Genomic DNA, 23,034 nt, shown 5'->3' with positions numbered 1-23,034 from the left:
CGCTGGGCTAACCTCTGACCGAGGGCCGCGGGTCTCCCCCAACGCCCGCGAGCCGCTCTTCGCACGCTCCCGCCCGCCGCCGACCGGCGGGCCGGTGGCCGGCTCCCCCCGCGGCGGTGTCCGCACGGGAACCACGGCACGTGCGAGGGCGCAGATGACAGTACGAGCTCAGGGCCTGCCCTGGCGGTCCGGCGACTTCCGGCTGCTCGTCGCCGGCCAGACCGTCACCCAGCTCGGCACCGACGTCACGACGATCGCGTTCCCGCTGATCGCCGTGCTGCTCCTGCACGCCACACCGTGGCAGCTGGGCGTCCTGGTCGCCGTGCAGAACGGCGCGTTCCTCCTGCTCGGGGTGCCGGCCGGCGTCTGGCTCGACCGGCGGCGGCTCCGGCCGGTGCTGATCACGACCGATCTGGTCCGGTGCGCGGCGCTGGTCGCGGTCACCGTGACGGCCGCGCTGGGCCGGCTGACCCTGCCGCTGCTCGTCGCGGCGGCCGCGGTCATGGCCGCCATGCGGGTGCTGTTCGACATCGGCCACCAGTCGTACCTGCCGAGGCTGCTCCACCGGGCGGACCTGCTGCGCGGCAACTGCACGCTGGAGACCGTCCGCTCCTCGGGGCAGGTCGCCGGCCCGAGCCTCGGCGGCTGGCTCACCCACCTGGTCGGCGCCACGAACACCCTGCTGGTCGACGCCGTGAGCTTCCTGATCAGCGCCGCCTGCCTGGCGCGGATCAGGGCCCGCGAGCCGGCGCCCCGGCCGGCCGCCCGGACGGGCACGGCGCACGAGGCCCGGGAAGGCCTGTCCTTCGTCCTCCGGGATCCGGTGCTCCGCGCCATCGCGGCCACCAGCGCCCTGGTCAACCTGCTGTTCACCGCCGCCACCGCCCTGATCGTCCTGTTCCTGATCGACACCGTCGGCGTCTCGCCCGCCGCCGCCGGCGTGCTGCTGTCCGCCGCCCCGGCCGCCGCCCTGCTGGGCGCCGTCACGGCGGGCCGGCTCGCGCGCCGGGTCGGCCTGACCCGCACCATCTGGCTGTCAGCGGCGGTGAGCAGCCCGTTCAACCTGCTGGTCCCCCTGACCGGCCGTGGCTGGGGCCTGGCCTTCTTCGTGGTCGGCCTCCTGGGCAGTGGCGCCGGGCAGGTCGTCTACGGCATCGCACAGACCACCTACCGGCAGGCCACCGTGCCCGCGCGACTCCAGTGCCGGGTCAACGCCACCATGCGCTTCCTCGTCATGGGCGCGCTGCCGCTCGGCGGCCTGCTCGGCGGCGCCCTCGGGGAGCTCGTCGGCATCCGGTCCACGCTGCTGCTCATCGGCGCCGGCCTGGCGCTCGCGCCCGTACCGTTGCTGCTGTCCCCGCTGCGGCGCGGCCGTGACCTGGCGGCGCCGAGGGATCCCGCCGACCCGCCGCTCCGGGTCGGCATGGCGCCCAGGGCCTCCGGCGGCCGCCGGGCGGGCCCCGCCGCTTCCCGGTCCGGCACCACCTGTCGGGCGCGGCGCGTGACCGGGCGCTGCCCGGGCACGACCGGCTCCGGTGCGCGAGGCAGCACCGGCCCCGGCTGGTCGCCGCACCCGCGGCGTCCCCTGACCCGCCGGGAAGGCGTCCGACGCGACCCCGGGGACCGGCGGCCGTGAACCTCCGAAAGGCGAAGGTGAACCCACGCGACCACGTCCCTCTCGGCAGCTCGCCGTCCCACACCCACTGGAAGAATTGCGTCAGGAGGGCCGCGCGTTCGGCCCCGTGGCTTCGCCGGCATCAACGGCACCGGGGCTGCGGAGGTGAGCCCCGTCCGTCCGCGCCGCCCGTCGTCGCAGAGACGCTCGCCCGTTCAGGTTCCCGAGGGCCAGAGCGCAGAAGATCAAGACCGTCACCACAGCCGTACGGGGAGCGGTCTCGGCGAGTCCGCGAGGAGGCGTGGTGCCATGGTTCGCGGAGAATGCGACGGCGATGGGATGCAGCGCCAACGAGACCAGGGCCGGGACCGCGGATATCAACCCGAGCCAGCGGAAAGGTCTCCGGACCGTCAACCATGTCGCGGACAGTCGGCCCAGTCCACCGATGAGGATCAGACTGACGGGCAGGCCCACGGTCGTCGCGAGCCGGACGCCTACAGCGATGGCGTGATCAGGAGAACCACCCGGCGGGATCACCGGCACGAACCCGCCGACGGCTCCGGCAACCAGTGACGTGCCGAGGTAGGTCAGGATGGCCAACGTCAGCACGCGGCGGGCGAACGCCGCGCGGCGCAGCCGCTGCACCGACGGCGCCTCGCCGTCGCGCGCGCCACGCCACACCTGCAGGAGCGCAACCACGGCCGCAGCCGCAGGTGCCCAGAACCCCGCTCCGCCGTCGGACACGCCGACCTGCCTCAGGACGACGTAGGCGCTCACAAGGATCAACAAGGCCAGCCACACGGCCGCAGTGTCGCCCGCGGTACGCGGATACCACAAGGCCGTGGCGGCACCGATGTCCTGGGCGCTCACGCCACCGAGCCCCGAGCGGCCGGATCTCGAAAGCCACCCCATGGCCCCGCGTGGGACGATCCGGGCCGTGAACGCACGCGAGGTCGCCGCGCTCTTCGATGCAGCAGCGGCACGCTCAGCCTCCGCCGCCGGTGCCCGCGACGACGAGGACCGGTGGGAGCTGTTGCGCCGGGCCGGCAAGGCCGGCAGGTTGGCTGCCCGCCTCGCTGTCACCCGGACGACCTCTGCTGACGTGGCGGTGCGGTCGACCGCGTGCGATCTGCTCGGCGTGGCCAGCCAGTCGCACGAGGACATCCGCGAGGACGCGGCGTCGGCGCTGATCTCGCTCGCCGCTGACGAGGTCGAGGACGCGGTGCGGTGGTCCATCGCCAGAGCGTTGGGGGCCACCGGTGATGTGCGGGCCACGCCCGTGCTGCTCGGCCTGGGTGAGAGCGCCGATGCGGAGATCCGGCTCGAAGTCGCGACGTCGCTGCCGGCCGTGCTGGGTGACGACGTGGATCGATCCGTTGTGGCGACGCTGGTCAACCTGTGCGGGGACGTCGACCCTGAGGTGCGCAACTGGGCCGCGTTCGCCCTGGGCTGGCAGAGCACCGTCGACGGACGCCCGGTCCGACAGGCGCTGTGGGAGCGGACCAGCGACAGCTACGGTGAGGCTCGCGAGGAAGGCATCCGGGGGCTGGCTCGGCGACGGGATCCGCGGGCGCTGCCGCTGGTGGCCGGCCTGCTCGCCGAGGAGAGCGTCCACCCCTCCACCTTCGAGGCTGCCGCGTTCCTGGCCCACCCGTCGTTGGTCCCGCTGCTCGAGGAATTTGATCCGACCAGCGAAAATGTCGCCACCGCACTGCGAGAGTGTGATCCCCTACGCCGCGCGCAGCGCGACGCCTCGGCCATGATGCTGCTGGATGCCCTGCATGCGCGCCTGCCCGACGTCGAGATGGCGATGTTCGGCGACCGTTTCGAGCTCGGCCTCGAACTCGAGGTCATCGACGGGTCGAGCGGCAACCGGACCGCCCGATGGTCGGTGGAGTCCCTGTTGAAGCGCGCCGAGGGCGATCCGCACCTGGCGGCGCGGTTGGCTGCGGGCGACCTGAGGCGCTGAACCACCGGCGCGAGGACCTGCTCGCCGACCTCAGACGGGTCCTCCGCCGTCGCCAGGGTCAGGGCTGTCGCGGATCGCGAGCGCGGCCTGGACGAGCGCGGCGTGGGTCAGCGTCTGCGGATAGTTCCCGAGGTGGGCGCCGGTCGCGGGGTCGAGCTCCTCGGCGTACAGGCCCAGCGGGCTGGCGTGGTCGAGCAGTTCCCGGAACAGCTCCTCCGCCTCGCGGCGTCGCCCGGTGGAGGCGAGGGCCTGGACGAGCCAGAACGAGCAGGGCAGGAAGGCGTTTTCGGGGCCGGGAAGGCCGTCGCGTCCCGGCGGGTAGCGGTAGAGCAGCGGGCCGCCGGCGGACAGCCGCTCGCGGATGGCGTCGACGGTGCCCCGCACGCGGGCGGAGGCGACGTCGTCCAGGCCGAGCAGCGGCAGCACGAGTACCGCCGAGTCCAGGTCCGGGGCCCCGTAGCTGCGGACGTAGCTGGACTGGGCCGGGTCGAAGCCGCGCGTCCGGACTTCGTCGGCGATGGCGTCGCGGGCCTCCTGCCAGCGCCGGCGTTGCCGGTCCGGCAGCGGGTGGGTGTCACCGATGCGGAGTGCCCGGTCGAGGGCGAGCCAGCCCATGAGCTTCGAGTGGACGTGGTGACCGGGCTCGCGCACCTCCCAGATGCCGGCATCCGGTTCGCCCCAGCGGCCGGCGACGACGTCGGCGAAGCCGCGTACGGCCCGCCACGTCTCCGAGTAGAGGCGGTGCCCGGCCTGCACGAACACCCAGGCCGCGTCGACCACCCAGCCGTAGCCGTCGAGCTGGTGCTGCCCGGCGGCGCCGTTGCCGGTCCGTACCGGCACGCTGCCGAGGTAGCCGGGCCAGCCGGGCAGCTCCCGTTCCCGCGGCACGTGGCGGCCGGTCAGCGTGAACAGCGCCGGCAGGCGCGGCCGCTCCAGCCGGCTGGCGTGCAGCAGCCACGCCAGGAAGCCGTGGGCCTCGTCGAGCTTGCCGACGCCCAGGAACGCGTTCACTCCGATGCTGGCGTCCCGGGGCCAGACGTAGCGGTAGTCCCAGTTGCGTACCCCTCCGGGGTCCTCGGGCAACGACATCGTCGGCGCGGCGACCGGCGCCTGCGACGGTGAGTAGGTCAGCAGCCGCAACGTCAGCAGGCTGCGGACGACAGCCTCCCGGAACGGCAGCGAGCCATGGATCCCGGCCGTCCAGGCGCGCCAGCGGGCCTCGTCGCCGAGGACGAGTTCCCAGGCCGCCTCCGGCTCCACGTGGATCAGCGGTTCCCGGTCGGCCACGGCGAGGACCAGGGTGAGCGGACGGCCCGGCACCACCTCGACCGGGGTGGTCCGGCCCGGCTCGACCGTGACCCCGGGCGTGCAGTCCAGGGACACGGCGAGCGCCCCCCACTGGCACACCAGGGCGTTCCCCCGGCGGTGCAGTCGCGGCCGGCGGTGCCGTGCCCCGAGGCGGGGGTCGAACTCGACGACCGCGCCCACCGTGCCCCCCTCGGCCGACAGCCGCCGCACCAGCAGCGTCGTGGGCAGCAGCCGTCCCGTGATCTCGGCCACCATCGACTCGGTGAGGGTCAGCCGCCGGCCGTCCACCTCCCACGTCGTCTCGATCGTGGCGGTGTCCTGCCGGTAGCGCCGCTGGACGACGGGGGCGGGCGGGACCGGACCGACGCGGAAGGTCCCCGCCGCCGGGCCGCCCACGAGGCGTCCGAACACGGGCTCACCGTCGAACCGGGGTACGCAGAGCCAGTCGATGGCGCCGTCACCGCTCACGAGGGCGGCGGTACGGGTGTCGCCGAGCAGCCCGTAGTCGCTGATCGGCGCCGGCGGTCGGGGGTCCGTCACGACGGGGTCCGCAGGAGCAGTCCGAGGACGACCCCGTAGATCACGTGGACGACGGCCGTGACCGCGGGCGTCTGGACGCCGTAGTTGAGGGCGAACAGGCCGGGTGGCTCCAGCACGGCGGTGCTGGAGGGCCCGGCCCGCAGCGAGGCCATCCGCGGATGGACACCGGGCAGCAGCGGCAGGATCACCGTCAACGCGATCGCGACGTGGAGCCCGCCGAACAGCGCACCGAGCCACCAGGTGGCGCGGTGCAGCAGGGCGAACGCGACCGCGTACCCCAGGGCGAAGCCCTGCCCGGAGAGGAGGTGGATGAAGAAGCCGACGACCCGGGCGCGGTCGGGGTCCTCGGTGACGAGGGTGCCGAGCACCAGGGGAAGGTCGAGGCGGGTCAACCCGGCCATCTGCGCGATGATCATCGCCGCGGTCAGCGCGGCGGTGGCGACCAGCCCGAACACCGCCCATCCGGCCCAGTCCATCTCAGCGGTGGCCGCCAGGGCACGCCCTGGTCGCCGGGGGCGTCGCCGGCCTGTCGAGCGGCGGCCTGCCGGCGTTCCGTACCGGCGCGGTTGTCTCGGCCATCGGTGCCTTCCGGCTGAACACCCGGGGGCGGGTACCGGCCCCGGCAGCCCGCCTCGCTGCGACGGTCGACCACGGTGGCCGCCCGGGCCTCCACCCTAGGCGCGCCACCGCCCGCGGTCGGGTGCCTTGCCCGAACGAGCAGCGCGAACAGCCCGACCGGGTGAGCCGGCGGGCAAAGTCAGGCGGGTGTGGCGGGCTGGCATAGCGGCTCGCCGGTGGCCGCGTCCTGGCACAGGTACCGGCCGCCCGCGTGCATCCATCCCCAGAGGCTGTCCTCGAACAGGGGCTGCCGGCAGTGCTGGCAGGTCGGCCTGTGCCCCGTGCCGAGCGCCGGCTGTACGGCCGGAGCGGCGCCGGCGTCGGCGGCGGGTGTCGCCGTGGTGGCCTCCGGCAGGGCGGCCGCCGGTTGCGGGCCGGGCCCCGGCTGCGGAACGGACGTCGCGTGCTCCACCATGAACACTCCCCCTGCTCGACTCGACCGTGCCGCACCTCTCCCGAGGCCACGGGAAGGTGCGGTACAAGAAAGGCGCTGGGGGCTGCCGAGCCGTTACGCGACCGGTCGGGCCGGCCCGGCCGTGGCGGCCCGGAACAGCGCGGCCGTCGATCTGAGGTGGGCGGCCAGCTCCGGCGGGCCGTCGACGGTGAACGGCAGCCCGATCGAGGCCAGCCGGAGCGCGTGCCATTCGGGGGTGTCTGGCGGCGCGAGCCACCGGCAGGTGCCGTCCGGTCGATCGGTCAGGGTGCCGGGCGGCGGCCCGCCGAGGCGATCCACCACCTGGGCGGCCGGCGCGTGCAGCACCACGTCGGCCGCACAGGTCGGCGCCATCCGCATGGTCCGGTCGGCGACGAAGGCGGCGACGTCCCCGCCGGGTACGTCCCTCGTGGTCGCCCGCGCACCGGTCGCGGCGGCCGTGGTGACCGTGTCCAGCCGGAAGGTCCGCCAGTCGTCGCGGTCGAGGTCGAAGGCGAGGAGGTACCAGCGCCGCCCGGCCGTTACCAGGGCGCGCGGCTCGACGTGCCGGCCCTGGTCACGGTATCGGAACCGCAGCCGCTCGTGGTTGGCGATCGCCGCGGAGGCGACGACCAGCGTGTCGGGGTCCACCGGTTCGACGGCCGGTGCGAACGGGTGGGCCACAGTGGAGGAGGCCAGGGTGTCGACCCGGCGGCGCAGCCGGGCGGGCAGCACCTGCAGCAGCTTGCCCAGTGCCCGCACCGCCGCCTCGTCCACCCCGGCCACCGGCTGCGCCGCGGCCGTGCGCAGACCGATGGCCACGGCGACCGCCTCGTCGTCCTCCAGCAGCAGCGGTGGCATCGCCGCGCCGGCGGCCAACCGGTATCCGCCCAGCCCGCCCTGCTCCGCGTGGACCGGGTAGCCCAGGTCACGCAGCCGGTCGATGTCACGCCGCAGGGTCCGGCCGGACACCCCGAGCCGTTGCGCCAGCTCGCTTCCCGGCCAGAGCCGTGGGGTCTGCAGCAACGACAGCAGGGACAGCAGTCGGGCACGGGGGTCGGACATGGCCGCCATTCTGCCGCGTGACTAGGACAGGAATTGACCTATACGCGATCTACCGTGGGCGCAGTTCACACGACACGAGGGAGATCCACTATGAGCCGCACCGCGCCCGCCGGGTACACGACCGCCGCACCGTGGATCGTCACGCCGGACACCGGGCAGCTGCTGGACTTCGTCACCGCGGTGTTCGACGGGGTCGAGCTCGGCCGGGTACGCCTGGAGGACGGGACGATCGGCCACGCCGAGATCCGGGTCGGCGACACGATTCTGCTGGCCTTCGATCGCCAGCCGGACTGGCCGGCCATGCCGTCGCTGCTGCGGGTCTTCGTCCCCGACGCCGACACCGCGATCGAGCGCGCGGTCGCCGCCGGGGCCCGGGTGGTCACCGCGCCGGCGACCCACGCCTTCGGTCAGCGGGGCGGCCGGGTACGCGACCCGTTCGGCAACATCTGGTGGATCAGCGCGGTGGTAGAGGAGGTCGCACCCGAGGTGGGCATGCGGCGGCTCGCCGAGCCGCAGTATGCCGAGGCGATGCGCGACGCGCAGGAGAGCCTGGACCGGGAGTTGAGCGGCCGCACCGAAAGTGTCGTGAGTCGCCCGCTGATCAGCTGATCTCGCGGGATCTTCCGCGGCCCCACTTTAACGTATATCGGACCCGGGGTCTTGCCGCAAGACCCCGGGTCTGGCGCAGAATCGTCGGCCGGACCGGGGAACGGACGAAGAATCGGGGCGCGACATCGCGATGATCGAGCAATACGTGTCGGATGTGCACGAGGTCGACGAGACGCAGGTCGTGCTCGCCGGCGGCAAGGGCGCGCACCTGGGGGCGTTGGCGCGGATCGACGGCATTCGCGTGCCGGCCGGGTTCTGCGTGACGACGGACGCCTTCCGGCGGGTCGTGTCCGAGGCGCCGGCGATCGACGAGCGGCTCGCTCAGCTGTCGCGCCTGGACCCGGACGACCGGGAGGGGATCCGCACGCTCAGTGCGGAGATCCGCCGCACCATCGAGGGAACCGTCCTCCCCGACGACGTGGCGGCGGCGATCACCCGGGCGCTCGCCCGGCACGGTGAGCGGGCGGCGTACGCCGTCCGGTCCAGCGCGACGGCGGAGGACCTGCCGACGGCCTCCTTCGCCGGGCAGCAGGACACCTACCTCAACGTGGTGGGGCCGGCGGCGATCCTGCGGCACGTCAGCCGGTGCTGGGCCTCGCTGTTCACCGAGCGCGCGGTGACCTACCGCCAGCGCAACGGCATCGACCACCGCCGGGTCCAGATGGCCGTCGTCGTCCAGACGATGGTCTTCCCGCAGGTGGCCGGCGTCCTGTTCACGGCCGACCCGGTCACGTCCAACCGGAAGGTCGCCTCCGTGGAGGCCAGCTTCGGACTCGGCGAGGCGCTGGTCTCCGGGCTGGTGAACGCGGACGCGTACACGGTGCGGGACGGCGCGGTCGTCGACCGGACGATCGCCACCAAGCGGCTCGCCGTCCACGCGCTGCCGGCCGGCGGGACGACGCACCAGGCGATCGACCCGGAGCGGCAGCAGCAGCCGACGCTGACGGACGCGCAGGTCCTGCGGCTGGTGCAGCTCGGCCGGCGGATCGAGGCGCACTTCGGCCGCCCGCAGGACATCGAATGGTGCCTGGTCGACGACGACTTCCAGATCGTCCAGAGCCGGCCGATCACCACGCTGTTCCCGATCCCCAGGTCCGCCGACGGGGAGAACCACGTCTACCTCTCCGTCGGTCACCAGCAGATGATGACGGACGCCATGAAGCCCCTGGGCTTCTCCATGTGGCAGCTCACGGCCATGGCGCCGATGCACGAGGCCGGCGGGCGGCTGTTCGTCGACGCCACCCGGGCCCTGGCAGCGCCGTCGAGCCGGGCGGGCCTGCTGGACATGGCCGGCAAGGCCGATCCGCTGACCAGGGACGCACTGGAGACCCTCATCGGCCGCGGCGACTTCATCCCGGCACTCCCCGATCCGACTCCGGCGGCGCCGCGCGCCGGTGGCGCGCCCGCCCCGATCGAGACCGACCCGGCCGTCGTCACCGGCCTGATCGACCGCAGCCGGACCGCTCTCGCCGCCCTGCGGCGCGACATCGCGACGAAGTCGGGGACGGCGCTGTTCGACTTCCTCCTGGCGGCCTTCGAGGAGCACAAGCGACTCCTGGGCGACCCGCAGAACATGCAGGCGATCATGGCGGGGATGGAGGCCTCGTGGTGGCTCAACGAGCGGCTGCTCGCCTGGCTCGGTGAGAAGAACGCCTCCGACACGCTCACGCTGTCCGCGCCACACAACATCACGTCGGAGATGGGACTCGCGCTCCTCGACGTCGCCGACGTCATCCGCCCGTACCCGGAGGTGGTGGCCTTCCTGGAGAAGGCCGGGGACGACGGCTTCCTGGACGAGCTGGCCACGCTCCCGGGGGGCCGCGAGGCGCGCGACGCCATCCGGGCCTACCTCGACACGTACGGGATGCGCTGCGTCGGCGAGATCGACATCACGCGGCCGCGCTGGAGCGAGCACCCCACCGCGCTCGTGCCCCTCATCCTCGACAACGTCCGGAACTTCGAGCCGGGCGCTCGCGCGCGGCGCTTCGCGCACGGGCGCCGGGCGGCGGCGAGGAAGGAACAGGACATCCTGGAGCGCCTGCGCGCCCTGCCCGACGGGGAGCCGAAGGCCGCGGAGACCAAGCGGATGATCGACCGGGTCCGCACCTTCATCGGGTACCGGGAGTATCCGAAGTACGCCATCGTGAGCCGCTACTTCGTCTACAAGCAGGCCCTGCTGAAGGAGGCAGAGCGGCTCGTGCGGGCCGGCGTGCTGCGCGAGAAGGAGGACATCTTCTACCTCACGTTCGCCGAGTTGCACGACGTGGTCCGCACGAACCACGCCGATGACGAGCTCATCCGCCGGCGGAAGGAGGAGTTCCGGTCGAATCAGGCGCTCACACCGCCCCGGGTGCTCACGTCCGAGGGCGAGTGCCTCTCCGGGGCGTACCGGCGCGACGACGTGCCGGACGGCGCCCTGGTCGGACTCCCCGTCTCGGGCGGGATCGTCGAGGGGCGGGCCCGCGTCATCCTGGACGTGGCCGAGGCCGATCTCGAACCGGACGACATCCTGGTCACCGCCTTCACCGACCCGAGCTGGTCACCCCTGTTCGTCGCGGTGCGAGGGTTGGTGACGGAGGTGGGCGGCCTCATGACCCACGGGGCCGTGATCGCCCGGGAGTACGGCCTGCCCGCCGTCGTCGGCGTGCCCGACGCCACCAGGCTGATCCGGGACGGGCAGCGCATCCGCCTGCACGGCACCGACGGCTACGTCGAAATCCTGTCCTGAGCGATCGGCATGGTGCGGCGAATGCCAGCCGCCACAGTGGGCACGCGTGTCGCCAGGCGTCGGGCCGCTCAGCCGACGCCGATGGTCTGGTGGTCGGCTGCGATCACCGCCACGACACGCTCCTGCCCCCGCGGGTACGGCTGATCGGTGTACTTGGCGACCAGCCGGTCGATGAGCTGCCACGCCGCGTCGCCCTCGACCCATTCGACGACGCGGCCGCGGACGACGAGCGGCGCGAACGGGTTGTCGGCCGGCGCCACGGACAGCGCCACCCGCGGGTCGTGGCGCAGGTTGCGGGCCTTGCGTGTTTCCGGGCCGGTGAAGAAGACGACGCGGTCGCCGTGCGTACCGATGTAGACGGGGGTGGTGTGGGGCGAGCCGTCGGGCCCGACGGTGGCGAGGTGGGCGATCGGGGCGCCGTCGAGCACGCGCCGCACCTCGGGGTCGAGGCCGCCGGTGACCGGGCTCATCGCGCGACCTCGTAGTGCAGGTGGGTGACACCGGGGGCCGCGACGGCCTCGACCAGCCGCAGGCGCACGTGCGCGGGCAGCGGCTGGAAGAACGGTCGCCCGCCGCCGAGCAGGATCGGCACCTGGTGCAGGACCACCTCGTCGACGAGGCCGGCCGCCAGGGCCTCGGTCGCGACGCCGCCGCCCATGAGTGCGACGTCCTTGTCGCCGGCGACGTCGCGAGCCGCGGCGACGGCGTCCTCGATGCCGGTGCTCACGAAGGTCTGCCGCTCGTTGCGCTGCGGCGCCGGGCGATGGCTGAGCACGACGAGCGGCGCGTCGGGGTGCGGGGTGCCGCCGGCCGACCATCCGGAGTCGTCGTAGGTGTGGCGGCCGACGAGGCTGGCGCCGATGCGCGCGGCAAGGGCGTCGAAGACGCGGGCGCTGGGCTCGCTCAGCCGGAACCCGTCGAACACCCGGCTGGGCGTGTCGCCGTCGAAGTACCAGTCGAACAGCATCGGCGCGTCGCCGAGCCCGCGACCGGTCCCGGGATCGCGTCCGGTGATGTAGCCGTCGACGGACACCGACAGTGCGACGAGGACCTTGCTCATTCCGCTCACCCCTTCTGGGTTCCTTCAGGAGACTCCGTCACCGTAGCAGTCTGAGTTCCTTGAGGGAACCTCAAGTGGTAGATTGATGCCATGCAGCGCACCGACTTCGGCCAGATGGCCTGCTCGATCGCGCGCACGCTCGACGTCATCGGCGAACCCTGGTCGCCGCTGATCCTGCGTGACGTGAACGTCGGCCTCACCCGGTTCGAGCAGCTCCAGGCCGACCTCGGCATCTCCCGCAAGGTCCTGACCGAGCGGCTCAACCACCTGGTCGCCCACGGGGTGCTGGAACGCCGTCCCTACGACCGGAGACCCCGCTTCGAGTACGTCCTGACCGAGAAGGGCACCGAGCTGGTCGACCTGCTCATGGTCATGGTCGGGTGGGGCGACCGGTGGCTGGCCGGTGCGGCCGGGCCACCGGTGCTCTACCGCCACCACGCCTGCGGCCAGGTCAGCCATGTCGAGCTGCGCTGCGCGCACTGCGGGCAGCCGATGCACGCCGGCGACGTCGACCCGCTCCCCGGGCCCGGAGCCGCCTGACCACCCCTCTTGCGGATCTTGCCAGCTCAGGTGTGGCATTGTCATGGAAATGGAGCCGGACGCGGACGCCGACGGCGACCGGCGCCTTACCGAGGCCGGCCGCGTCGGCCTGCGGGTGCTGCGCGACTACCGGCCCACGGTCGCCCGGCTGCGGAGCCTGCTGCGCAGCGCGGTCACCTCGTTCGTGGTGCTGAGCGTGACGCTGTGGCTGCTGCCGGGGGTCACCGCGAGCGGGTTGCTCGCGACGCTGTGGCTGGTCGGTCTGATCGCCGGGATCGGCGCGGTGCTGCGTCCGGTGCTGTTCGCGCTGGCCACTCTGCTCGGCGGGCTCGGCGCGCTCGTCATCGGCGTGTCCGTGCAGGCGATCGTCATGTACGTCGCGCTGCGCCTGGACCCGGAAGCGGACGTCGCCGGGTTCGCCGACGCCTTCGCCGCCGCCTGGCTCGCCGTGGCGCTCGCGGCGGTCGTGAACTGGCTCGCCGACGCCGGCACCGACGACGCGTTCGTCAGCGAGATGCTGTGGGTGATGACCCGGGCCCGGCGCCGGCGGGAGCGGCGTCTCCGCCCCGGATGGCGGCACCGGCTGCGGCACGGCCGCGCCGCGGCGGTGGCCGCCCGGGCGCACCAGCCCGAGGGCCTGCTCGTCGTCCAGCTCGACGGTGTGGCCGCGCCGCTCGTGCAGTGGGCCATCCGCGCCGGCAACCTGCCCACCATCGGCCGGTGGCTCCGCACCGGCAGCCACCGCCTGGCCGGCTGGCACACCGGCCTTCCGGCCACCACGCCCGCGGCCCAGGCGGGCCTGCTCTACGGCGACGTCCACCGGCTGCCGGCCTACCGGTGGTACGAGAAGGGAACGCCGAACGGCGACGGCGGCCACTCCCCCGGCCGCCTGGTGGTGACGAGCCGGCCCCGCGACGCCGCCGAGATCGAGCAGCGCCTGTCCACCGGGCAGGGGCTGCTGCGCGACGGCGGTGTCAGCATCAGCACCGTCTTCTCCGGCGACGCCCCGACCAGCCTGCTCACGGTGAGCCGTGCGGGGCTGCCCGGCCGGTCCACCCGGGGCTACGCCGTCTTCATGGCCAGCCCGTACGGTTTCGCCCGTGCCGTCGTCCGCGGCGCCGGTCAGGTCGTCCGCGAGCTGTACGAGGCGCGGCGGCAGCGGCTGCGCGACATCCGGCCCCGGGGCCGGCGCAGCGGCTCCTACCTGGCCCTGCGCCCGATGGCGAGCCTGCTCAGCGACCTGAACGTGTCGCTCATCGCCGAGCAGCTGGCCGCCGGGGCGCCGGTCGTCTTCTGCGACTTCCTGGACTACGACGAGGTCGCCCACCACGCCGGGCCGGCCCGGCCGCAGGCCATGGCGGTCCTCGAGGCGCTCGACCAGACGCTGGGCGTCCTCCAGCGGCTGGCCGCCGAGGCGGCCCGGCGCTACCACATCGTGGTGCTGAGCGACCACGGGCAGAGTCAGGGCGCCACGTTCCGCCAGCGGTACGGCGAGTCCCTCGCCGACGTGGTCGCCCGGCTCGCCGCGCCCCCGGTAGGTGAGGTGGTGCCCGGCGGCGCGACGGCCGCCGGCCCGGTCCCGGAGGTGGCCGCCGCCGAGGTCACCGGCCCGGACGAGGAGTGGGGACGGCTGAACACGCTGCTCACCGAGGCGGCCGGCTCGGGCGGGGCGACCGGCGCGGCGACCCGCCTGGCGTTGCGTTCGCACGTCGACGGCGGCGAGGTCAGCCTCGGGCCCGCGGAGCGCGAGGACGCGGCGACCCACACCGACCCCGCCACGGTGGTGGTGGCCTCGGGCAACCTCGCGATGATCTACCTGGCCCGCCATCCGGGACGGCTGACCCGCGAGCGCGTCGACGCCGTGGCGCCGGGGCTCATCGACGGCCTGGCCGCGCATCCGGGCGTCGGGCTGGTCGTGGTCGACTCCGCGGCCGGTCCGCTGGCGATCGGGGCGCGGGGCTGCCACCGCCTGCGCGACGGGCGGGTCGACGGCGAGGACCCGCTGGTCCCGTACGGCCCGCGGGCCCGTCACGACCTGCTGCGCCATCAGGCGACCGAACACGTGGGCGACCTTGTTGTCATCAGCACGGTGGATCCGGGCCTCGAAGAGGTGGCGGCCTTCGAGGAGCTGGTCGGCTGCCACGGAGGGCTCGGCGGCTGGCAGACGCAGGCCCTGCTCGTCCACCCCGCGGACTGGCCGCGCGACGGCGAGCTGGTCGGCCCGGACGCCGTCCACCGCCACCTGCTCGGCTGGTTGCGCCGGCTGGGCCTGCGCCGGCCCGACGAGCACACCGGCGGCGAACTGGACGGGGCGGACGACCCCGGTGCCGGGCGGGCGGCGCGGGCGACGGCTACTGCGTGGCCAGCGGATCCTCCCGCGCCGCCCGCCGCCGGTTCAGCCAGCCCAGCGCCTGGCTGATGACCACGACGAGCAGGATGGCGACCACGACGCTCTCCCAGGGCTCGGGGAAGACCGCACGGCCGAGGACCCCGATCGCGGCGTAGAGCACCGACCACAGCAGGCTGGCCGGCGCGTTGGCGACGGCGAAGCGGCGCCAGGCCAGTCCCGCCACGGCGGCGGCCAGCAGCACCGGGATCCGGCCGCCGGGGATGAGCCGGGACACCAGGAGCGTCGAGACGCGCGCCTCCCGGACCCGGACCGGCACCCGGTCGATCCGTTGGTCGGCGCGCAGGCCCGGCACCCGCCGGGCCATGCTCCCGCCGCCCCAGCCGAGCAGGCGGAACGTCGCGAGGTCACCGACGTACGCGCCGACGGCCCCGGCGAGCACCACCAGGACCACGGTCACCGGATGCTGGTGGGCGGCGAGCGCGGCCGCGCCGCTGACCGCCGCACCGGTCGGCACCACGGGGACCACGGAGCCGAGGAGCACCACGAGCAGCAGCGAGCCCAGCGCACCCAGCGTCGCCGTCACGGCCGGCACACCGCGAGCGACTCGCCCGGCCGCAGCACCCGTACCCGGGTGGCCGGCGACACCGTTGCCGCCTGCCGGGCGAACTCGTCGCCGGGCCCGTGGAAGCGGTCCGGCCGGACCCGGTCGAGGCCGACCGGCCAGAAGGTGCCGTAGTGGATGGGCACGGCCCACGCCGCCCCGGCCCGCCGTACCGCCTCGGCGGCCCCGGCCGGATCGAGGTGGCCGGGGCCGAGCGTCGGCCCCCACCCGCCGACCGGGATCAGCGCGAGATCCAGCGGCGCGAGGGCCGCCATCTCGTCGAAGAGGCCGGTGTCCCCGGCGAACCAGGTCCGCGCGCGACCCTCGACGAGGTAGCCGAGGGCGGGTGCCCGGTGCCGGGACCAGGGCCCCCGCCCGGCGTGGTGGGCGGCCGGCACGGCCGTGACGTCAAGCCCGCCGATGGTGATCCGCTCGCCGGTCGCCAGCTCCGTGCACCGGCCGGCGGCCGCCGCGCCGAGGGCCTGGCGGACCAGGGGCCTGGCTCCCGCGGGGACCACCAGCGCGGTGTCCGAGGGCAGCCGGCGCAGCGACGCGAAGTCCAGGTGGTCGGCGTGCAGGTGCGACACGAGTACGGCGTCCGGGGCGGCCGGCAGTCGCGGGGCCGTTCCCCGGCGCCGGCGCAGGTGGGCCAGCCGGTTGCGCAGCAGCGGGTCGGTCAGCAGCCGGGTGCCCGCGTCCTCGATCCACACGGTGCTGTGCCCGTGCCAGGTCAGCTCGACCACGACGACACCCGCACCAGCTCGGCCACGCCTGCCACCGTATCCGGACCGGCGCGGAACTGTCGGAGGGGCCGCGTAACGTGCCGCGCGTGACCGATCCTGGCAACGTTCCACCCGAGATCCTCGATCGGCTCCGGCCCGTCTGCCTCGGCCTGCCCGAGACCTACGAGGAGCCGGCGTGGGTGGGCACGCGCTGGCGGATCCGCAAGCGGACCTTCGCCCACGTGCTCACCGTCGATCCCGACCACCAGGCCGCCTACGCCCGGGCCGCCGCCACCGACGAGCCGATCTGCGTGCTGACGTTCCGCTCGCCCGGCGACGAGATCGCGGGCCTGCTGGCCGGCGGCCCTCCCTTCTTCAAGCCCGACTGGGGCGCCGACGTGGTCGGCATGGTGCTCGACGACGGGACCGACTGGGACGAGGTCGCCGAGCTGATGACCGAGAGCTACCGCGTGCTGGCCCCGAAGAAGCTGGCCGCACGGGTCGGGCCCCCGCTGTCCGGCACCGGGCCGCACTGAGGCGCCGATCAGCTCTGGCGCGCGCAGCCTCCGGCTGCCACGCTGGCGGTTGTGTACGACTACGACCTGCTGGTGCTGGGCTCCGGTCCGAGCGGTCAGAAGGCCGCGATCGCCGCGGCCAAGCTCGGCCGGCGGGTCGGCATCGTCGACCGCCGCGACATGATCGGTGGGGTGTGCATCAACACCGGCACGGTCCCCTCCAAGACGCTGCGCGAGGCGGTCCTCTACCTGACCGGCCTGAGCCAGCGGGACCTCTACGGCAGCAGCTACCGGGTCAAGGAGGAGATCACGGTCAGCGACCTGGCGGCCCGCACCCAGCACGTGATCAGTCGCCAGACGGACGTCATCCGCAACCAGCTGGCCCGCAACCGGGTCGCGATGATCACCGGCACCGGGCGCTTCGCCGACGCCCACGCCGTCTGGGTGGACGGCGGCTCCGGCCGCGAGTCCCGGGTCACCTTCGACAAGATCGTCATCGCCGCCGGCACCCGGCCGGCCCGCCCGGACAGCGTCGACTTCGACGACCGGACCATCGTGGACTCCGACGGGGTCATCAACCTGCAGGCCGTACCCCGCAGCATGGTCGTGGTGGGCGCCGGCGTGATCGGCATGGAGTACGCCTCACTGTTCGCCGCCCTCGGCACCAAGGTGACCGTCGTGGAGCGCCGTGACCGGATGCTCGACTTCTGTGACGAGGAGATCGTCGAGTCGCTCAAGTACCACCTGCGGGACCTGTCCGTGACGTTCCGCTTCGGCGAGGAGGTCGCCGCGGTGGAGAAGCACCAGACGGCCGCGCTCTGCGTGCTGAAGAGCGGCAAGCGGATCGTCGCCGACACGGTCATGTACTCGGCGGGCCGCCAGGGCCAGACCGACGAACTGGCGCTGGAGGCGGCCGGCCTGTCGGCGGACCGCCGGGGCCGGATCCAGGTCGACGCGAACTACCGCACCGCGGTCGACAACATCTACGCCGTCGGCGACGTCATCGGTTTCCCGGCACTGGCGTCCACCTCGATGGAGCAGGGCCGCCTGGCGGCGCAGCACGCCTGCGGTGAGCCGGTGCGGGCGATGCCCGAGTTGCAGCCCATCGGCATCTACACGATCCCGGAGATCAGCTTCGTCGGAGAGACCGAGGAGGAGCTGACCGAGAGTTCGACCCCGTTCGAGGTGGGCATCGCCCGCTACCGCGAACTGGCCAGGGGTCAGATCGTCGGCGACTCGTACGGCATGCTGAAGCTGCTCGTCTCGCCCGATGACGGGCGGCTGCTCGGGGTGCACGTGTTCGGGACGGGGGCCACCGAGATCGTCCACGTCGGGCAGGCCGTGATGGGTTGCGGCGGCACCGTCGACTACCTGGTGGACGCGGTGTTCAATTATCCGACGCTGGCCGAGGCGTACAAGGTGGCGGCGCTGGACGCCGCCAACAAGATCCGCAACATCACCCGGATCGACGGCTGACCGCCGCGCCGAGAAAGAAGGACCCGATGCCGGGCATGCTGGCGAGCCGCACCGCGGTGCTGGTGTGCCAGGGCCGCGCCGCCGCGGACGGGCTCGTCGCCGCCGGCCGCTTCGCGGATCCGACCGCCCTGCCCCTGCTGCGCGCCGACGAGCGGGAGGTCGTGCAGCAGGTCCGCGACGGTGTCCCGCCCCCGGGGTGGCGACAGCGGGTCGACTTCGAGACGGTGCGGGCCTCGGCCGAGCTGATGGCGCCCCGGACGATCGCCATCGACGACGCGGTCCGCGCCCACCCGTGCCCGCAGCTGGTGATCCTCGGCGCCGGGCTGGACGGCCGGGCCTGGCGGATGCCGGAACTCGCCGAGGTGACGGTCTTCGAGGCCGACCGGCCGGCCAGCCAGCGGGACAAACGCGACCGCGCCGCGGCCCTGCCCGGCACCCCGCCGCGGTTCGTCCCCGTCGACTTCGGCCGCGACCCCCTGGCCGGGACGCTCGCGGCGCACGGGCATCACGCCGACCTGGCCACCACCTGGATCTGGGAGGGCGTCGTGCCGTACCTGACCAGAGCCGAGGTGACCGCCACGGTGGCCGCGGTCGCCGCCTGCTCCGCGCCCGGCAGTCGCCTGGTCGTCAACTTCCAGAGCCCCGCCACCTCCGCGCGGCTGGGCCGGATCGCCGCCCGGCTGCTGACCGCCTCCACCGGCCGGCCAAGCGTCTGGGCCGACGAGCCGTGGCGCTCGACCTGGACGCCCGCCGCCATGGCCGCCCTGCTCACCCGCCACGGCTTCACCGTCACCGCCGGCGAGAACCTGCTCGACACGGCGCGAAGGCTGGCCCTGCCGGTGCGCCACGCGCGGTCGCTGCGCCACGGCCAGATCATGGTCGCCGATCGGGCCTGACCTTCGTGCGCGAGGGGTTCAGGAGGCCACGGCCAGCTTCAGCCCGAGCCACCGCGCCAGCTCCTCGATCTCCTGCCGCACGGCGGTCGTCATCGCTCCGGTGAACGGCACGTCCTGGTGGATCGCGTCCACCCGGAACACGCCGCCCCTGCGGTCGGCGGTGGCGTCGAGCTTGCCGACCAGGCGGTCCCCGTGGAGGATCGGCAGCGCCCAGTAGCCCCAGCGGCGCTTGGCGGCCGGCTTGTACATCTCCAGCTGGTAGTCGTACTCGAACAGCTCGGTCATCCGCCGGCGGTCGAAGACGAGCCGGTCCAGCGGGGACAGCAGCGCCGTGCGGCCGGTGAACTCCCGGTCCAGCAGCTCGGGGTCGACCCGCCACTGGCCCTTCACGCCCTCGACCACCGCGGGCTCCCCCACCGCCCCCACGTCGTTGGGTTCGAACGCGCTCTCCGCGGCCCGGGGGCGCGCGATGCCCAGCGCGCGCAGCCGCCGGGCGGCACGGATCCGGCACGCCTCCTCGTAGGGCACCGCCTCGTCGGGGTAGACGCGCTCGGCGAGGTCCCACAGCCGGTCGGCGCCGCGCCGGCCGGCGGCCGCGACCTCGCCCCGCTGGACGAGAAAGTCGATCATCTTGGTGACGTTGCGGTTGTTCGTCCAGCCGGAGGAGCGCCAGGAGACCACGCACGTGTCCGGCAGGTCGCGCGACGGCAGCGGCCCGTCGGAGCGGAGCCGGGCCAGGATGTCCAGCCGGCAGCCGTTGTTGGCGTCCACCCAGTCCCGCAGGCCCTCCTGCCAGTCGCGCAGCGGCGGACGGCCCGGCCACTCGGCCATCTCCGCCCGGTACAGCGCGAGGTCCTCCGGAGGGCGGACGAAGCCGTGCAGCTCCAGCAGGGTCTGCTCGTCGAGGGCGTCGCGCAGCTGGGCCGGGGCGTACGAGGAGCCGAGACGGCTCCACAGGACCAGGTCGGCGCTGGGGGCCACGGCCGCCGTCGGGTCGTTCTGCAGCAGCGTCAACCGGCGGACGACGTCGAACATGCCGCTCGGGCGGTGGGCGTCGAGCAACTGGGCGCGCATCGCGAGGCGGCGGGCGTCGCGGCGGGACAGCTCGTGCACGGTCACCAGCCGAGCCTAGGAGGCCGGTACGACCACCGGGAACCGCCGATCGTTGACATGTGACCATTTGGTCACCTATCCTGATGTCGTGAGCGAGGACGACGATCTGGTGTTCAAGGCGCTCGCCGACCCGACCCGGCGCGCCCTGCTCGACCGGCTGTTCGTCCGCGACGGTCAGACGTTGACCGAGCTGGAGTCCGAGGCGGCCATGACCCGCTTCGGCGTCATGAAGCACCTGCGCCTGCTCGAGGAGGCCGGTCTCGTGGTCACCAGACGGCAGGGCCGGGAGAAGCTGCACTTCCTCAACCCGGTGCCGATCCGGCTGATCCACGACCGGTGGATCGACAAGTACACCGAGCACCATGCCGCGGCGCTGCTCGACCTCAAGGCGGAACTCGAAGGCGACAACCCGAAGGAGAACCGATGACCACCACGACGACGGCCGGTACGACCAAGGTCTACCGGGTCTACATCAAGGCGACCCCGCAGGCGATCTGGGACGCGATCACCAAGCCCGAGTGGACCCGGAAGTACGGCTACCAGGGCATCGCCGACTTCGACCTGCGGCCGGGCGGCCGGTACCGGGCCCTGGCCATCCCCGAGCACCGGGAGGCCGGGATGCCCGAGGTGCCCGTGGAGGGCGAGGTGATCGAGGTGGACCCGCCCGTCCGGCTGGTCCAGACCTGGCGGCCGACCTGGCTCGACGAGCCGGCGACCCGGCTGACCTACGAGATCGCGGAGCGGGGCAACGGCGTCACCTCCCTGACGGTGACCCACGAGCTGGCCGGCGCCCCGCAGACCCTGGCACAGGTCAACGGCGAGGTCGAGAACGCCGGCGGTGGCTGGCCCGAGGTCCTCAGCGACCTGAAGTCGCTGCTGGAGACCGGCAGCTCGCTCTACGCCTGACCGCTCCCCCGGGGCGAGGCGCAGGCGACGGGCGGCCCGGCTGGTCGGAGGCCGGGCCGCCCGTCGGGTCCCGCGTCAGCCGCCGAGGCTCGCCGCGGCCGAGGCGATGGCCGAGGAGAAGTAGCTGACCTGGGTGTAGACACCGGGGTAGTTGGGCCGGGCACAGCCGTTGCCCCAGCTCACGATGCCGACCTGGATCCAGGCGTTGCTGGCGTCGCGGCGGAACATCGGCCCGCCCGAGTCGCCCTGGCAGGTGTCCACGCCGCCGCCGGCGTACCCGGCGCAGATCTCCTCCGCCGGAATGATGTCGCCGCCGTAGTTGGCGTTGCAGGTGGCGTCGCTGACGAACGGCACGGTCGCCTTGAGCAGGTACCGCTGTTGCGCGCCGCCTTCCCGTGCCGCGCCCCAGCCGGCGATCGTGAACGTGCCGTTGTCGTACGCGGTGGTGTTGGCGACCTTCAGGGTGCTCAGCCCGGTGACCGGGGTGGCCAGGCGGATCAGAGCCCAGTCCTTGCCGTTGCCGTTGTAGCCGGGGGCCCGGTAGACGTAGTTCGACCGTACCGTGATCCGGCTGGACGACTGGAGGTCGATCACGCCGAGGGTCGCCGTGATGCTCGTGTTGGTGCCCGTGGCGCCGACGCAGTGGGCGGCCGTGAGCACCAGCCGGGGGCTGTACAGCGCGCCGCCGCAGCCCATCGAGAGCCGCACCATGAACGGGAACTCGCTTTGAGCGGCGCGGGTGCCGCCGACGACGTTCGGCGTGATGGGCGCGGGGTCGGCGACTGCGGGTGCGGCGAGGGTGAGGCTGCCCGCGGTCACCGCGGCCAGCGCGGCGGCCACCAGGCCGGTGAGGGTACGCCAGCGAACCATGAGTTCCTCCGCATCAGGACCGGTACGCCTCGTGAGCGCACCTGATTCGAGACTGCGGACAGAATATTGATATCAATTGATTTGCCGGCCATACCGCTCGGGTCGTATCCCTCCGCTATGGACACCCGTCACGTCACGGCTTCAGGCGCTTCTCGAACCAGTGGTGCGCGTAGGGCTCGTCGTTGTACGGCGCGATCTCCCGGTAGCCGGCGGCGCGGTACATGGCGATCGCCTCGGTCAGGTTGCGGTTGGTGTCCAGCCGGACGGCGGTCCAGCCGCGCTCGGCGGCGTACCGCTCCAGCCGGTCCAGCAGGCGCCGGCCGACGCCGAGCCCCCGCACGCTGTCCGCCACCCAGACGCGCTTGATCTCCGCGGGCGCCTGCGGGTGCAGCTTGACCGCGCCGCAGCCGACGGGCTCGCCGTTGAGGGTGGCCAGCAGGAACACGCCGGCCGGCGGGACGAGTTCCTCGTCGCGGACCGGCTTGCTGAGTGCCGGGTCGAACCCGTCGTCGAACCGCTGCGCGATCTCGCGGGCGTAGGCCCGCACCGAGGCGCGGGCCCGGGGGTCGCCCGGCGGGCAGGGCTCGACGACCACCATCGAGCCGACGAGCAGCCGCTCCACCTCCGCCATGGCCGCCACCAGGCGCTCGCGGCGCCGGTCGCTGAGTGGTTCGAGGATGGAGCGCGCCAGCTCGTCGGACCGCTCGTCCAGCTCGGCCCACTCGGCCCGTCCGGCGCCGGTGAGCGTGGCGACCCGCACCCGTCCGTCGCCGCCGGTCCGCTCCGCCGGGCCGACGGTCACGAGCCCGTCGCCCTCCAGCGTGCGCAGCAGCCGGCTCAGGTACCCGGAGTCCAGCCCGAGCCGCGCCCGCAGCGCCGCGACCTCGGCGCCGCCGGGGCCGATCTCCCAGAGCAGCCGCGCCTGGGCCAGCGGCCGGTCGCGGGACATGTAGTGGTCGTCGAGAGCGCCGACCCGCTGGGTGACCGTCCGGTTGAACCGCCGAACGGTGGCGATGAGCTCCGAGTTCATCTGCCTGACTTTAGTCAGGCTTTATCGCCGCCCGCCACCGGCGGGCTCGCGGTCCCGCGCCGGCGGCGACCGTGCGACAGGCGTAGGAGCC

The 23,034-nt window shown here is 73.7% G+C and carries 23 protein-coding genes; 11 read left to right on the top strand and 12 right to left on the bottom strand.

Going from position 1 to position 23,034, the window contains the following annotated elements; all coding sequences use genetic code 11:
* Positions 1 to 154 precede the first annotated feature (154 nt).
* On the top strand, positions 155 to 1,636 hold the full coding sequence (locus tag GCE86_RS10575; RefSeq protein ID WP_154226785.1) for an MFS transporter: 1,482 nt from the start codon (positions 155 to 157) through the stop codon (positions 1,634 to 1,636).
* Positions 1,637 to 1,717: 81 nt separating this feature from the next.
* Here GCE86_RS10575 and GCE86_RS10570 read toward each other — a convergent pair whose 3' ends face one another.
* Complete coding sequence (locus GCE86_RS10570) at positions 1,718 to 2,485, bottom strand: hypothetical protein (protein ID WP_154226784.1); 768 nt, start codon at positions 2,483 to 2,485, stop codon at positions 1,718 to 1,720.
* 67 nt (positions 2,486 to 2,552) lie between these two features.
* On the opposite strand from GCE86_RS10570, the gene GCE86_RS10565 reads away from it, so the two are divergent.
* Complete coding sequence (locus GCE86_RS10565; protein ID WP_163636745.1) at positions 2,553 to 3,584, top strand: HEAT repeat domain-containing protein; 1,032 nt, start codon at positions 2,553 to 2,555, stop codon at positions 3,582 to 3,584.
* A gap of 30 nt (positions 3,585 to 3,614) precedes the next feature.
* Here GCE86_RS10565 and GCE86_RS10560 read toward each other — a convergent pair whose 3' ends face one another.
* From GCE86_RS10560 to GCE86_RS10545, 4 genes are all read right to left on the bottom strand, one after another.
* Positions 3,615 to 5,432: a glycoside hydrolase family 15 protein gene (locus GCE86_RS10560; protein WP_154226782.1), complete on the bottom strand. Its 1,818-nt coding sequence runs from the start codon at positions 5,430 to 5,432 to the stop codon at positions 3,615 to 3,617.
* The gene (locus tag GCE86_RS10555) at positions 5,429 to 5,908 is read right to left on the bottom strand and encodes a hypothetical protein (protein WP_154226781.1); all 480 of its coding nucleotides are present in this window, start codon (positions 5,906 to 5,908) and stop codon (positions 5,429 to 5,431) included. The genes GCE86_RS10560 and GCE86_RS10555 overlap by 4 nt, the downstream gene beginning before the upstream one ends.
* 281 nt (positions 5,909 to 6,189) lie before the next feature.
* Positions 6,190 to 6,465 carry a hypothetical protein gene (locus GCE86_RS10550; RefSeq protein WP_154226780.1) on the bottom strand — a complete coding sequence of 92 codons (276 nt, stop codon included), beginning with the start codon at positions 6,463 to 6,465 and terminating at the stop codon, positions 6,190 to 6,192.
* Positions 6,466 to 6,558: 93 nt separating this feature from the next.
* Positions 6,559 to 7,527 (bottom strand): helix-turn-helix transcriptional regulator, encoded by a 969-nt coding sequence (locus tag GCE86_RS10545; protein ID WP_154226779.1) that lies wholly within the window; start codon positions 7,525 to 7,527, stop codon positions 6,559 to 6,561.
* A 90-nt stretch (positions 7,528 to 7,617) separates the two neighbouring features.
* On the opposite strand from GCE86_RS10545, the gene GCE86_RS10540 reads away from it, so the two are divergent.
* Both GCE86_RS10540 and rph read left to right on the top strand, forming a co-directional pair.
* On the top strand, positions 7,618 to 8,136 hold the full coding sequence (locus GCE86_RS10540; protein WP_154226778.1) for a VOC family protein: 519 nt from the start codon (positions 7,618 to 7,620) through the stop codon (positions 8,134 to 8,136).
* A gap of 130 nt (positions 8,137 to 8,266) precedes the next feature.
* Positions 8,267 to 10,864 (top strand): rifamycin-inactivating phosphotransferase, encoded by a 2,598-nt coding sequence (rph, locus tag GCE86_RS10535; protein ID WP_154226777.1) that lies wholly within the window; start codon positions 8,267 to 8,269, stop codon positions 10,862 to 10,864.
* A 68-nt stretch (positions 10,865 to 10,932) separates the two neighbouring features.
* Here rph and GCE86_RS10530 read toward each other — a convergent pair whose 3' ends face one another.
* Together GCE86_RS10530 and GCE86_RS10525 are read right to left on the bottom strand one after the other, a co-directional pair.
* On the bottom strand, positions 10,933 to 11,334 hold the full coding sequence (locus GCE86_RS10530) for a PPOX class F420-dependent oxidoreductase (protein WP_154226776.1): 402 nt from the start codon (positions 11,332 to 11,334) through the stop codon (positions 10,933 to 10,935).
* Positions 11,331 to 11,924: a dihydrofolate reductase family protein gene (locus GCE86_RS10525; RefSeq protein WP_154226775.1), complete on the bottom strand. Its 594-nt coding sequence runs from the start codon at positions 11,922 to 11,924 to the stop codon at positions 11,331 to 11,333. The genes GCE86_RS10530 and GCE86_RS10525 overlap by 4 nt, the downstream gene beginning before the upstream one ends.
* Positions 11,925 to 12,014: 90 nt before the next feature.
* Between GCE86_RS10525 and GCE86_RS10520 the strand changes: the two genes are divergently transcribed.
* Together GCE86_RS10520 and GCE86_RS10515 are read left to right on the top strand one after the other, a co-directional pair.
* Positions 12,015 to 12,464, top strand: a complete 450-nt coding sequence (locus tag GCE86_RS10520) for a winged helix-turn-helix transcriptional regulator (protein WP_091257789.1) — start codon at positions 12,015 to 12,017, stop codon at positions 12,462 to 12,464.
* 43 nt (positions 12,465 to 12,507) lie between these two features.
* Positions 12,508 to 14,883: an alkaline phosphatase family protein gene (locus GCE86_RS10515; protein ID WP_338106346.1), complete on the top strand. Its 2,376-nt coding sequence runs from the start codon at positions 12,508 to 12,510 to the stop codon at positions 14,881 to 14,883.
* Here GCE86_RS10515 and GCE86_RS10510 read toward each other — a convergent pair.
* Together GCE86_RS10510 and GCE86_RS10505 are read right to left on the bottom strand one after the other, a co-directional pair.
* A complete protein-coding gene (locus GCE86_RS10510; protein ID WP_154226774.1) occupies positions 14,816 to 15,397 on the bottom strand; it encodes a VTT domain-containing protein in 582 nt (193 codons plus the stop codon). The two genes, GCE86_RS10515 and GCE86_RS10510, sit on opposite strands and share 68 nt — an antisense overlap.
* A complete protein-coding gene (locus GCE86_RS10505; RefSeq protein WP_154226773.1) occupies positions 15,394 to 16,158 on the bottom strand; it encodes an MBL fold metallo-hydrolase in 765 nt (254 codons plus the stop codon). The genes GCE86_RS10510 and GCE86_RS10505 overlap by 4 nt, the downstream gene beginning before the upstream one ends.
* Before the next feature lie 86 nt (positions 16,159 to 16,244).
* On the opposite strand from GCE86_RS10505, the gene GCE86_RS10500 reads away from it, so the two are divergent.
* Genes GCE86_RS10500 through GCE86_RS10490 form a run of 3 tightly spaced genes read left to right on the top strand, consistent with a single transcriptional unit; the run spans position 16,245 to position 19,024 of the window.
* A complete protein-coding gene (locus GCE86_RS10500; RefSeq protein WP_154226772.1) occupies positions 16,245 to 16,673 on the top strand; it encodes an MmcQ/YjbR family DNA-binding protein in 429 nt (142 codons plus the stop codon).
* Positions 16,674 to 16,724: 51 nt separating this feature from the next.
* The gene (sthA, locus tag GCE86_RS10495) at positions 16,725 to 18,128 is read left to right on the top strand and encodes a Si-specific NAD(P)(+) transhydrogenase (RefSeq protein ID WP_154226771.1); all 1,404 of its coding nucleotides are present in this window, start codon (positions 16,725 to 16,727) and stop codon (positions 18,126 to 18,128) included.
* Between the two features lie 26 nt (positions 18,129 to 18,154).
* Positions 18,155 to 19,024, top strand: a complete 870-nt coding sequence (locus tag GCE86_RS10490) for a class I SAM-dependent methyltransferase (protein ID WP_154226770.1) — start codon at positions 18,155 to 18,157, stop codon at positions 19,022 to 19,024.
* Positions 19,025 to 19,042: 18 nt separating this feature from the next.
* Here GCE86_RS10490 and GCE86_RS10485 read toward each other — a convergent pair whose 3' ends face one another.
* A complete protein-coding gene (locus GCE86_RS10485; protein ID WP_208818085.1) occupies positions 19,043 to 20,143 on the bottom strand; it encodes a DNA glycosylase AlkZ-like family protein in 1,101 nt (366 codons plus the stop codon).
* Between the two features lie 82 nt (positions 20,144 to 20,225).
* On the opposite strand from GCE86_RS10485, the gene GCE86_RS10480 reads away from it, so the two are divergent.
* Together GCE86_RS10480 and GCE86_RS10475 are read left to right on the top strand one after the other, a co-directional pair.
* The gene (locus tag GCE86_RS10480) at positions 20,226 to 20,564 is read left to right on the top strand and encodes an ArsR/SmtB family transcription factor (RefSeq protein WP_208818084.1); all 339 of its coding nucleotides are present in this window, start codon (positions 20,226 to 20,228) and stop codon (positions 20,562 to 20,564) included.
* Positions 20,561 to 21,043 (top strand): SRPBCC family protein, encoded by a 483-nt coding sequence (locus GCE86_RS10475; RefSeq protein ID WP_154226768.1) that lies wholly within the window; start codon positions 20,561 to 20,563, stop codon positions 21,041 to 21,043. Before GCE86_RS10480 ends, GCE86_RS10475 begins: the two co-directional genes overlap by 4 nt.
* A 75-nt stretch (positions 21,044 to 21,118) precedes the next feature.
* Here GCE86_RS10475 and GCE86_RS10470 read toward each other — a convergent pair whose 3' ends face one another.
* Both GCE86_RS10470 and GCE86_RS10465 read right to left on the bottom strand, forming a co-directional pair.
* A complete protein-coding gene (locus GCE86_RS10470; RefSeq protein ID WP_154226767.1) occupies positions 21,119 to 21,913 on the bottom strand; it encodes a S1 family peptidase in 795 nt (264 codons plus the stop codon).
* Between the two features lie 133 nt (positions 21,914 to 22,046).
* A complete protein-coding gene (locus tag GCE86_RS10465; RefSeq protein WP_154226766.1) occupies positions 22,047 to 22,943 on the bottom strand; it encodes a bifunctional helix-turn-helix transcriptional regulator/GNAT family N-acetyltransferase in 897 nt (298 codons plus the stop codon).
* Between the last annotated feature and the right edge of the window lie 91 nt (positions 22,944 to 23,034).

Source organism: Micromonospora terminaliae (assembly GCF_009671205.1).
Taxonomy (GTDB): Bacteria; Actinomycetota; Actinomycetes; order Mycobacteriales; family Micromonosporaceae; genus Micromonospora; species Micromonospora terminaliae.
The sequence above is the reverse complement of the archived record's forward strand: the minus strand, read 5'-3'. Positions and strand labels throughout refer to the sequence as shown.

Excerpts from the sequence above, each read along its gene's own strand:
- GCE86_RS10555 (WP_154226781.1), bottom strand. The coding sequence starts at position 5,908 with ATGGACTGGGCCGGATGGGCGGTGTTCGGGCTGGTCGCCACCGCCGCG.
- GCE86_RS10470 (WP_154226767.1), bottom strand. The coding sequence starts at position 21,913 with ATGGTTCGCTGGCGTACCCTCACCGGCCTGGTGGCCGCCGCGCTGGCC.
- GCE86_RS10465 (WP_154226766.1), bottom strand. The coding sequence starts at position 22,943 with ATGAACTCGGAGCTCATCGCCACCGTTCGGCGGTTCAACCGGACGGTC.
- GCE86_RS10475 (WP_154226768.1), top strand. The coding sequence starts at position 20,561 with ATGACCACCACGACGACGGCCGGTACGACCAAGGTCTACCGGGTCTAC.
- GCE86_RS10575 (WP_154226785.1), top strand. The coding sequence starts at position 155 with ATGACAGTACGAGCTCAGGGCCTGCCCTGGCGGTCCGGCGACTTCCGG.
- GCE86_RS10490 (WP_154226770.1), top strand. The coding sequence starts at position 18,155 with ATGCCGGGCATGCTGGCGAGCCGCACCGCGGTGCTGGTGTGCCAGGGC.
- rph (WP_154226777.1), top strand. The coding sequence starts at position 8,267 with ATGATCGAGCAATACGTGTCGGATGTGCACGAGGTCGACGAGACGCAG.
- GCE86_RS10515 (WP_338106346.1), top strand. The coding sequence starts at position 12,508 with ATGGAAATGGAGCCGGACGCGGACGCCGACGGCGACCGGCGCCTTACC.
- GCE86_RS10540 (WP_154226778.1), top strand. The coding sequence starts at position 7,618 with ATGAGCCGCACCGCGCCCGCCGGGTACACGACCGCCGCACCGTGGATC.
- GCE86_RS10525 (WP_154226775.1), bottom strand. The coding sequence starts at position 11,924 with ATGAGCAAGGTCCTCGTCGCACTGTCGGTGTCCGTCGACGGCTACATC.
- GCE86_RS10520 (WP_091257789.1), top strand. The coding sequence starts at position 12,015 with ATGCAGCGCACCGACTTCGGCCAGATGGCCTGCTCGATCGCGCGCACG.
- GCE86_RS10530 (WP_154226776.1), bottom strand. The coding sequence starts at position 11,334 with ATGAGCCCGGTCACCGGCGGCCTCGACCCCGAGGTGCGGCGCGTGCTC.
- GCE86_RS10545 (WP_154226779.1), bottom strand. The coding sequence starts at position 7,527 with ATGTCCGACCCCCGTGCCCGACTGCTGTCCCTGCTGTCGTTGCTGCAG.
- GCE86_RS10550 (WP_154226780.1), bottom strand. The coding sequence starts at position 6,465 with ATGGTGGAGCACGCGACGTCCGTTCCGCAGCCGGGGCCCGGCCCGCAA.